A 9,593-nucleotide genomic window follows, 5' to 3' on the forward strand; every position below is an offset into this window, starting at 1 on the left:
ACGACCTGTTCTCGGTGCTGATGGGTGAGGACGTCGAAGCCCGGCGCTCCTTCATCCAGCGCAACGCCAAGGACGTTCGCTTCCTCGACATCTGACGCACCGGGGCCCGCGAGGCCCCCGCGGCCGGGGCCCTCCCGAGGGGCCCTGCCCGCGCAGCCCCTAGTCCTGCCAGTAGAACAGCAGGGTGTGGACGTCCAGCGGGTTGCGGCTGCCGAAGTAGTACACGTCGAGGCCGGTGACGCGGATCGAGCCGATTGTCTCGTCGATCCAGCGGAAGCCGGCCGATTCGAGGGCCTCGCGGGCGGCCGGGTCGTCTTCGTCGTCGGTGGCGAACCGGCCCAGGGTGCTGATGTGCACCTCGCCGTCGCTCTCGCCGTAGCGGATCACGTGGTACGTACCGTCCCCCTGCTGGTTGACCTCCCCGCAGGAGACCGGCGCCTTCGGCGCGAGCCCCGCGGCGGTGAGCGCGGCCGTGGCCCGCAGCAGTTGCTCGGCCGGGTCCGGGCCCGGGGACGGCTCGGTGCACAGGGCCTCGATCCGCCACCGCGGATCGCTCCGTTCCGCGCATCCGGGCCCGTACTCCCGGACGATCGCCGCGCGCAGTTCCCCGTCCAGGCCGGCCACCTCGACGCGGGGCCGCCCCAGCGCCTCGTACGCCCTGCGGGTCTCGGCGGTGTCACCGGTCAGGCCGTGCAGCGCGTACAGGGCCCACAGTTTCGCTTCCACGGTCGGCGCCCCGGCGAGGTAGCCGCGCAGCCGTTCGGGGTCGGTCAGGAGCGCCTGGGCGCGGTGCGCGACGCCCCGGTCGGGGTCGGTGAGCGCGTCGGTGACGTCCTCGCCGGCGAGCCCGCGCAGGCGCACCCCGATGGCGCGGTCTTCGGGCCGGGCCCCGTCGAGTTCGGCCAGTACCGCCTCGACCCCGTGCCGGGCGGCCAGCGCGTCCAGCCCGGCCTCGCCGGTCTCCCGCTCGCGACGCCACTGACTGAAGGCGAGCGTCGCCAAGGCGCCCACCGCCGTACGGTCGCCGAGCGCGGCCCGGGTCTTCAGGACCGCCTCCGGCACGCCGTACGAGCCCTCCCGGATCCGGTCCTCGTGCCGCAGCCAGGGGAGCAGTTCCGGCCGGTCCGCGAGGAGGTCCAGCAGGGCGATGCGCACCTCGGCCACGTCGCCCGCGTCCCGCACGCACTCGATCAGTTCGGCCACGCGTTGCCGCGGCACCCGGCCGGCCAGCGCCTGCGCGCAGGCCCTGCGGCGCCACCACGGCTGCGCCGTGTCGGCCACGTATCGCGCGAGGCTGTCCGCGTCGTGGCCGCGGAGTCCCTCGGTGTCGGTCCGCCCGGCTTCCGGGGTCAGCGTCTCGATCGTCTTCGGCATCCCGGGATGGTACGCGCCGGAGCCGGGCGGTCTCCGCTCGATATCCGCACCGGGACCTCGCCTCCGCCCGTCTCCGCGAGGGGTTGTTTTGGGCCATTGCCACGAGGCTGGCTACGCTGCTGCCCAGGAGGCGATCATGGGTATTGAGCTCGAACTGCATTCCGAGCGACCGAGGCGGCACAACCGGAAGAAGTCCGAGACGACGCTTCTTCGAAGCTCGTACGAACACGGCGATGCGTTGGCTCAGGTGCTGGCCACGCTGAAGGCCAACGGCCCGGGCAAGCTCTGGTGGGTGGACCCGTACGGCGACACGATGTTCAACGAGCAGGAGGCGGAAGCCGCGCTCCAGGAGATCGCCGGTCTGTTGGAGAAGTGCACGTACGAGACGCAGACGGACGCCGTGCGCGATCTCGATGCGATGCTGAAGGCCTGTGCCGCGACGCAGGGCAGCTACCTCTGGTTCATCGGGGACTGAGTCCCGTCCGCCGGGTCACGTGACCCGGCGGGCCGGTCGGTCCGCGGCGGCCCCGGTCCCTGCAGCGGACGGAGACTCGGAGTCGGACGCAGCCTCCGGCAGCGCCGGATGGTCGGTCGGGTAGAGCCCGGCCGCGAAGCCGTACACCACATCGCCCCCGCGGGGCAGCCGCGCGTAGTCGTTGGCGAGCTCCAGGACCCGCGCCCAGAACTCCTGGGCCTGCTCCCGCGGGATCCGCACGTGCCGCACGATCGACGAGAGCTGATCCGCCTCGTGCGCGGGCGCCGACTCGGCCGCCGCCGTGGCGAGATCGTTGTTGCAGTACGGCGCGGAGCCCCCGCCGGCCGGGCCGACCGTGCCCACGCGGAAGATGCGCGCGGTGCGGCCGTAGGAGCGCTCGTCGATGGCCCGCACCCGGCGGATCCGCACGACCTTCAGCAGCCGGGCATCGACCAGGGCGCTCACGTGGTGCGCGACCGTGCTCTTCGGCCGGCCGAGTGCGGCGGCCAGTTCGCTCACCGTCGCGGCGCGTTCGAGGAGCAGTTCGAGGATGGCGTTGCGCAGTGGGTTGGCCAGCGCGCGGAGCTGGGCCGGGGCCGTCACCTCCGTGATGTCGGAGAGCTCGTAGTCGGGGATGCTGGGATTGTTCGACACTCTTCGATTATTCTGGAGTTCCGGATCATTCGCTACCCATGAGCAAGGGGCTGGGGCATGGCAGAGGTCGTACTGTTCCATCACGTGCAGGGGCTGACGCCCGGAGTCGCCGCTTTCGCCGACGAACTCCGCGCGGCCGGCCACACCGTCCACACCCCCGACCTCTTCGACGGGCGCACCTTCGGCTCCCTCGAAGAGGGCATGGGCTACGTCGAGCAGGTCGGCTTCGGCGAGATCACCGAGCGCGGCGTCCGCGCGGCCGAACTCCTGCCGCGGGAAGTCGTGTACGCCGGCTTCTCGCTCGGCGTGCTGCCCGCCCAGAAGCTGGCGCAGACGCGAGCGGGCGCGCGGGGCGCGCTCCTGTTCCATGCCTGCATCCCCGTGTCGGAGTTCGGTGCGGAATGGCCCGACCGGGTGCCGGTGCAGGTGCACGCGAAGGAGGCCGATCCGTTCTTCGCCGAGGACGTCGACGCCGCCCGCGCGCTCGTCTCCGATCGCGCCGATGCGGAGCTGTTCCTGTATCCCGGGGACCAGCACCTGTTCGCGGACAGTTCGCTGCCCTCCCACGACCCGGATGCCGCCAAACTCCTGACCCATCGGGCGATCGAGTTCCTCGGCACGCGCTAGTGCCGGTTCTCGGCGGGTCGTGGTCGAGGCGGGTCATGGTCGAGGACGGCCGCACAGGGCTTGCGATGATCACTCCATGGTGGACAAAAACGATCAGCTGACACCGGTCGCGTTCGGCAGCTCCGGGGCGACGGAATCGGCTCGTGCGGATGCCCTACGGCTGCTCGCGGACGAGCCCGCTCTGCACGTGGACTGGATCGTGGGGCTCGCCACGAACCACTCGGCCCCGGACTCCGTGGTGCGACGCGTGTTCACGATGGATCCGCCGCCCGAGGCCTGGCGTCTGCTCGGGACGCGCGAGCTGTCGCCGGTCGCGGCGCGGACCGCCCTCGCACACCCCGACCCGGACATCCGCGAGATCATGACCGGCAATCCCTACCTGCCCGCGGAGATCCACGGGGCTCTGGCCGAGGACGCGCACCCGAAGGTGCAACGCCGCATGCTCGCGATCGCGCAGTCGTTCGACGCCGAGCTGCCGGTCGACGTGATCGTGCGAGTGGCGACCAGTCGATACTCCGGACCGAGGAGCATGGCCGCCGGGCTCAGGGGTCTGCCGGAGGCGAACCTCCTCGCGCTCACCGGGGATCGCGACCCCCGCGTCCGGGCCGCGGCCGTCGGATCCCGGGGCTGGCCCGGACTGCCCGCGCAGGTCCGGGCGGCTGCCGGGACCGACCCCGATCCCCTGGTGCGCGCGGCGTTCGTACACGCCACCCGGGTCGAGCCGCCCCTGCCGACGACGGTCAGCGAGTTCCTCGCCGAAACGGACGAGGACCGCCGCTTCGCAGCCGTCTCCGCCGGACCCGTCGAAGCGGCGCCGGCAGCGTTCTTCGTCAGCCACGAGGACCGTTCGATACGCCAGTGGGCCGCCAGGAACCCGCACCTGCCCACATCCCTCGCCCTGACACTGACCGCCGACCCCGATCCCTCCGTACGGCTCGCCCTGTCCACGCGCGCGGACTTGACCGAAGAGCAGCGGGCGGCGATCGACTACACCGCCCCGCAACAGCGCTACCCGATTGCCACCTGGGTCGGGGAACACTTCGACGACCCCGACGCACTGCGGGAGATCGCGGCCTCCCGTCACGCCGTGCTCCGCCGGAGCGTGACGTGTGCGCCGGAACTGCCCGCCGATGTGATCGAGCGGCTGGCAACCGACGAGGACCACTACGTCAGGGCGATGCTGTGCGAGAACGACCACGCCCCGCACGAACTCCTCCTCGAGATGCTCCCCGACTCCGAGCAGTGGGTCCTGCTGACGTCCCGCGGCAACTTCGCCCGGCCCGGCCTCGCCCGGTTCGCGGACGACCCGAACCACCGCCTGAGGTACGCGTCCCTGCGCGACCCGCACATCGAGCCGGAGCTCGTCGAGCGCCTCTCCCACGACCCGAGCGACCTGGTCCGGCACCACGCGGCGTCCCACCCGTCGCTGCCGCTCTCCCGCCTCGTCGAACTCCTCGGTGTGACCGGGCAGGACATGGCGCGAACGGCTGCCCGCAACCCCTCGCTCCCCCACGACCTCATGCACCGGCTCCTCGACGTCGCCGGCGTCGAACGCTGAGCGGGACCACGGTCCACGTCGACGCGGCCGGCCGGCCCGTCGCGGAACTCGCCGAACTGCTGCGCCGCAACGCCGTGTTCCGTGCCCGACCCAGGACCGCGGCTCGAGCTCAGTGCTTCTCCGACGCGTCCGCGGCCTTCGCCGCGATCTCGTCCAGGACGGCCTTCGGTTCCGTGCCGGGTGCCACCGCGCGCCCGATGTTGCGCTTGATGGTGTCGCTGACCGTCACCCAGGAGGGTTCGTTCACCGGGTAGAGCCGGGCGGTGCGCAGGGCGTTCAGGAAATCCTGGTCGGTCTGGCTGAGGCCGCCGCCGGCCGGGGTGCGCGCGGCGGAGGCGGTGGACGGCAGCAGGTGGTAACGGCCGGCGAAGTCCGAGAGGTTGTCGTCCTGGTAGACGAAGTCCAGGAACTTGCCGATCTCGGCCCGGTGCCCGTTCTCCTTGAACGCCATCATCCAGTCGGCCACGCCCACGGTCGGCGGTCTCTCCCCGGAGCCGAGGGTGTCCGAGACCGGCATGGCCACGGTGCCGACCCCGATGCCGTTGGCGCGCGCCTCGTGGTAGAGCGAGGGGTAGCCGTTGAGCATGCCGACCTCGCCGCGCAGGAAGGCGGCGAAGGCGTCGGCGCGGTTGAGCTCGGCCGGCGGGACGGGGCCGGTGAGCCCCGCGCCGACCAGGTTCGCCTTGACCCAGTTCCAGGTCTGGACGTTCCGCTCCGAGGCCAGGCTGTAGTTGCCGCTGCTGTCGGCGTAGCCGCCGCCGTTGCTCAGTTCCCAGATCATCGCCTCGGCGTGCGCCTCCTCCGGGCCCAGGGGCAGGGCGTACGGAAACTTCACGCCCTTGTCCTTGAGTGCTTTGGCGGCGGCCTTGAGGTCGTTCCAGGTCCGGGGAGTCTTGACGCCGGCCTTTTCGAAGAGGGCCTCGTTGTAGAAGAGCAGACGGCTGCTCGCCACGAAGGGCAGGCCGTAGAGCGTGCCGCGGACGGATCCGGCTTCGGCGAGGGGCTGGAGGAAATTCGCCTCGGTACTGACGGACAAGAGCTCCTCCGCGGAATAGAGCCTGCCCTGCGCCGCGAAATCCGAGTAGGAGCCCATGAGGGCCATGTCCGGCGCCTTGCCGGCCTTGACCATGCGGGAAACCTCACGGTCGATGTCGGCCCACGGCAGGAGCTCCACCTTGACCTTGATGTCCGGGTTGGCGGCGGTGAAATCCGCCGTCACCTTGTTCCAGAAGACCTTGGAACTCGTGGCCGGGGTGTCACCGTACTCGGCGGCCACCAGACGGAGCGTGCCCTCGCCACCTGCGGCGTCTTCGGAACTTCCGCATCCGGAGACCGTCACCAACAGGCCGATCGCAACCGCGGTGGCGATCGTGCCGAGAATCCTTCGTCGCACGGGTCTGTTCCCCTGATTTCGCTCGGACTTCGCTTGGATCTCACAACTGCGCATGCCACAGCGGGCCGGGATGCCCCATGGCCTGTCGGCCGGAATCATCTCCTGACGTTGGCGCTTTTGATTCCGCTGGAGACCCATGTGTGGCCGATAATCCAACCGGGGGTTTTCCTCTTGGTGCTTTCCGACATGGAATGGGCAATCCGGACGCGCGTAGACCTCGTCCGACCCGACGCCGCCCTGCTCCATGTCGGCAATGACGCGGGCTGCAGCGGGCTACAGCAAAATGCTCCAGGCCTCCTTCGAAGGCCTGGAGCAGGGCGTCACCGACGGCTCACCGAGCGCCGGTGCCGCTTCCGGGTCCCGCGGGGCAGACCACGGGACCCGGACGGGAGTCAGGCGCGGCAGCGCAGCATCTCCAGCGGGGGGTTGGCGGCGAGGTCCGCCCAGTGGTCCGCGCCGAACTCGCGCAGGCCGGCCTCCGACACCTCCACCGGGACCCAGGTGAGGTCGGTGAACCCGGCCGCCTTCAGGCAGGACTCGTAGACGTCGCGGCGCGGCCGGTTGGCGACGAACGAGACCGGCTGGTCGAGCAGCGCCGTGGTCCTGACCTGCGGGCCGGTCTCGACCTCGTCGCCGGTGAGCACGCTGCGGAAGCCGTACTTCTCCGGCTGCGGCCCGTCGAAGCTGAAGTCGGGCGACTGGTTGAGCAGGTAGAAGTCAGCGCCCGGCTTCAGGCTCCGGTGCACGTTGCGGCACATCCGCTCCGTGGTGGCGATGTCCGGCGCGTAGTTGAGCAGCTGCACCGCGAGGCCGATGTCGAAGGGCTCCTCGAACGACCGCAGTTCGGAGGCGTCGCCCACCTCGTACCGAATGCCGAGCGGGTTGGCCTCCTCCAACTGCTGTGCCACGGCGACCATTTCACCGGAGATGTCGATGCCGAGGACGTCCGTGGCGCCGCGCCGCTTGAACTCCCGGCTGTAGAAGCCGGTTCCGGAGGCCAGGTCGAGGACCGACTTTCCGCTCACGTCCCCGACCAACGCCAGGAAGCTGGGTACCACCGCGTACTGTTCCAACGGCAGGGCCTTGAACCCCTCGTAGGCCTCGCCGATCTCGTCGTACTGCTGCTGCGCACTCATCGTGATCTCTCCCCGTTGCGTTCCGCGTTGCAATGGGCCGCGGCGGCCCCGCGATGGGGGCACGTACCGGCCGCGGCCACTGCCTGGCAGTCTCCACCAAACTGGTGGACCGTCAGCCTTGGCGGAAACCACGAAAATCCAGACACCGCCCCGGCCTCCCGCACAGTCCCGCAGGCCGAGCCGAGCCGAGCCGAAGATGATGCCCGTCTGGTACATGGACAGGAAGAGCGTCGGCCGGTCGGGCCGCGTGCCGGGCCGGTGGCGCGGGAGGTCGCGCCGTCGGCCCGGCGGGGGTCAGCGGTTCTGGTAGTCCTGGCGGAGGGCTTCCAGGATGTGGGCGGCTTCGGGGAGGTTGGCCCGGTGGCAGCGGGTCGCGGCTGTCGTGAGGCGGGTGACGGCCTGCTGGAAGAGGGCCAGGCCGTTGCCCTCGATCAGGGCGGCGATCCGGACCGCTTCGGCGCGGGGAACCTCGCCGGGTTCGCCGCCCTCCTCGTGGGAGGCGATGGCGGCCTCGGCCTCGGCCAGGGCCTCCTCGAAGCGTTCGGCCTCCGCGAGGACGCGGGCGCGGCTGTAGTGCACGTTGCCGCGCTCGTACCAGGGGGCGAAGTCCTCCGTGTCCTGCGGGACCGCGGCGCGAACCGCGTCGGCCCGCGCGAGGTGCTCCAGGGCCGCGTCCAGGCCTTCGGCCTCCCGGGACGCCATCGTGAGGCGTGCGAACTCGCACATCATGTGGATGATCAGCGACGGGTTCGGTGCCTCGGCGTGCGAGGCGACGGCGCGCTCGTACGCCGTGGCCGCCGCGTCCCACCGGTCGGCCATCGCCAGCGTCGTGGCGGCCTCCCCCGCCACCAGGGTGTGGACCTGGCGGTCCTCCTCCCACGCGGCGACGGTGTCCGCCAGCCGCAGGAACTCCTCGGCCGCGGGCAGGAACTCACCGAGCCCCCGCAGCCCGCGCGCCAGGGACAGCCGGGCCTGGGCCAGTGGCCGGTCCTCGCCCGACGCCCCGGCCTCGTCCGCCAGGACGGATTCCAGGACGGCCACCGCATCGGCCTGCCGGCCGCCGCGCGCCAGGACGTCGGCGAGCTGGATGCGCACGTCGGTGGCGTCCTCGTGGCTCCCGTCCTGGTCGAACAGCGCGGCCGCCTCCGAGAGGTGGCGTACGGCCCCGTTGAAGTCCCCGGCGTGCGAGGCCGCGTGCCCGAGCAGGGAGTACGTCGGGGCCACCGCGAAGTCCGTGTCGTCGTACCGGGCCGCGTCGGCGAGCGCCCGGTGCAGGAGCTCCGTCGCCTCCTCCGGATCACCGTTGGCGAGCACGAGCTGCGCGAGCAGCGCGCGCGGGCGCGAACCGCGCCAGGGCCGCGTGGAGGCGTCCAGGGCGGCGATCGCGGCGCGCAGTCCTTCCTCGGCGCGCGGCGTGTCACCTCCGCGGCCGGCCAGGTCCGCGGCGAGCACCAGCGCGTTGGCCGTCTGGTGGGGTGCGGACAGCCGCTCCGCCTCGTCCCGCAGCGTCCGGGCCCGCTCCTCGAACCGGTCCGCCACGGGCCCCGTGGCCTCCGGCAGGTGCCGCAGCGCCTCCTGGTAGGCGGCGAAGGTGGCGGAGTAGTGCACGCCGAGGTACTCCTGCTCCTGCTCCGCCGTCAGCGGGGCCACGGCCGCGAGGCTCTCCGCCTCAGCCAGGATGGCGTCGAGGCCTTCGCGGATCGACTCCCGGTCCGCTCCGTCGGAGCTGCTCAGCCAGGCCAGGGAACGGGCTCGTACGGACAGCAGCTGCCACGGCATCCCCAGGCCCTCGTACAGCTCGGCCGCGCGCTTCAGCTCCGCGGCACCCTCACCGTCGAGGTCGTCCTTGGCGAGCCGGTACCCGCGCTCCTCGGCGAGCTCCGCCTCCAGCAGCTCCCGCGGACCGAGCTCGTCGTCGTACGTGGCGCTGCCGTCGGCCAGGCGCTCCTCGATGCGGGCCCAGAGCCGGTTCTCCCCCGGGTGCCCCGCGGCCGACAGGCGGCGGGCCTCGCGGACGAGCGAGGCGAAGTCCTGGGAGACGTCCGCTCCGGCGGCGGGCGTCACGGCGACGGCAGCCGCCGCGGCGACGGCGGCGGGACGGGTGACCGGCGTACGCAGACCGAGCGGCAGCGGCTCGTCGAGGAGCGGGCGCTGCGCGAGGCGGGTGCGGAACAGGTCCCCGACCGTGGTGGTGGCATTGCGCGCGTCGAAGGCCGCGGTGAGCCGGCCGGCCTCGGACCGGACGTGGGCGAGGAGCGCGCCGGCGGTCCAGTCGCGTCCCGGGGGCCCGGCGACGGCGGTGTCGGCGTGCCCGTCCTCGACGAGGCGGGCGAGCAGCACCCCGGCGCCGGTGAGGAAGCCCAGATGGGCCAGGGG

8 protein-coding genes are annotated in these 9,593 nt (G+C 72.0%); 3 read left to right on the forward strand and 5 right to left on the reverse strand.

Annotation, left to right across the window (positions count from 1 at the left end):
- Nucleotides 1-159 precede the first annotated feature (159 nt).
- Complete coding sequence (locus ACWGDE_RS31570) at nucleotides 160-1,374, reverse strand: hypothetical protein (protein WP_453392456.1); 1,215 nt, start codon at nucleotides 1,372-1,374, stop codon at nucleotides 160-162.
- A 136-nt stretch (nucleotides 1,375-1,510) separates the two neighbouring features.
- Between ACWGDE_RS31570 and ACWGDE_RS31575 the strand changes: the two genes are divergently transcribed.
- Nucleotides 1,511-1,849 carry a hypothetical protein gene (locus tag ACWGDE_RS31575; RefSeq protein WP_453392457.1) on the forward strand — a complete coding sequence of 113 codons (339 nt, stop codon included), beginning with the start codon at nucleotides 1,511-1,513 and terminating at the stop codon, nucleotides 1,847-1,849.
- A 15-nt stretch (nucleotides 1,850-1,864) separates the two neighbouring features.
- Here the strand turns inward: ACWGDE_RS31575 and ACWGDE_RS31580 are convergent, their stop codons facing one another.
- Complete coding sequence (locus ACWGDE_RS31580) at nucleotides 1,865-2,503, reverse strand: ArsR/SmtB family transcription factor (protein ID WP_453392458.1); 639 nt, start codon at nucleotides 2,501-2,503, stop codon at nucleotides 1,865-1,867.
- Nucleotides 2,504-2,560: 57 nt separating this feature from the next.
- Here ACWGDE_RS31580 and ACWGDE_RS31585 point away from each other — a divergent pair, with 57 nt between their 5' ends.
- Both ACWGDE_RS31585 and ACWGDE_RS31590 read left to right on the forward strand, forming a co-directional pair.
- Complete coding sequence (locus tag ACWGDE_RS31585) at nucleotides 2,561-3,130, forward strand: dienelactone hydrolase family protein (protein ID WP_453392459.1); 570 nt, start codon at nucleotides 2,561-2,563, stop codon at nucleotides 3,128-3,130.
- 76 nt (nucleotides 3,131-3,206) lie between these two features.
- Complete coding sequence (locus ACWGDE_RS31590; RefSeq protein WP_453392460.1) at nucleotides 3,207-4,688, forward strand: hypothetical protein; 1,482 nt, start codon at nucleotides 3,207-3,209, stop codon at nucleotides 4,686-4,688.
- Nucleotides 4,689-4,797: 109 nt separating this feature from the next.
- Here the strand turns inward: ACWGDE_RS31590 and ACWGDE_RS31595 are convergent, their stop codons facing one another.
- The 3 genes from ACWGDE_RS31595 to ACWGDE_RS31605 all read right to left on the reverse strand — a co-directional run.
- Complete coding sequence (locus ACWGDE_RS31595) at nucleotides 4,798-6,081, reverse strand: extracellular solute-binding protein (RefSeq protein WP_453392461.1); 1,284 nt, start codon at nucleotides 6,079-6,081, stop codon at nucleotides 4,798-4,800.
- A 392-nt stretch (nucleotides 6,082-6,473) separates the two neighbouring features.
- Nucleotides 6,474-7,217 carry a class I SAM-dependent methyltransferase gene (locus ACWGDE_RS31600; RefSeq protein ID WP_453392462.1) on the reverse strand — a complete coding sequence of 248 codons (744 nt, stop codon included), beginning with the start codon at nucleotides 7,215-7,217 and terminating at the stop codon, nucleotides 6,474-6,476.
- Nucleotides 7,218-7,511: 294 nt separating this feature from the next.
- The coding region (locus tag ACWGDE_RS31605) for a hypothetical protein (RefSeq protein ID WP_453392463.1) at nucleotides 7,512-9,593 on the reverse strand (2,082 nt) is incomplete at its 5' end.

This window comes from Streptomyces sp. NPDC054956, assembly GCF_053609185.1.

Bases quoted from the DNA above. Each gene is read 5' to 3' on its own strand.
- ACWGDE_RS31570 (WP_453392456.1), bottom strand. From the start codon at position 1,374: ATGCCGAAGACGATCGAGACGCTGACCCCGGAAGCCGGGCGGACCGAC.
- ACWGDE_RS31575 (WP_453392457.1), top strand. From the start codon at position 1,511: ATGGGTATTGAGCTCGAACTGCATTCCGAGCGACCGAGGCGGCACAAC.
- ACWGDE_RS31585 (WP_453392459.1), top strand. From the start codon at position 2,561: ATGGCAGAGGTCGTACTGTTCCATCACGTGCAGGGGCTGACGCCCGGA.
- ACWGDE_RS31590 (WP_453392460.1), top strand. From the start codon at position 3,207: ATGGTGGACAAAAACGATCAGCTGACACCGGTCGCGTTCGGCAGCTCC.
- ACWGDE_RS31600 (WP_453392462.1), bottom strand. From the start codon at position 7,217: ATGAGTGCGCAGCAGCAGTACGACGAGATCGGCGAGGCCTACGAGGGG.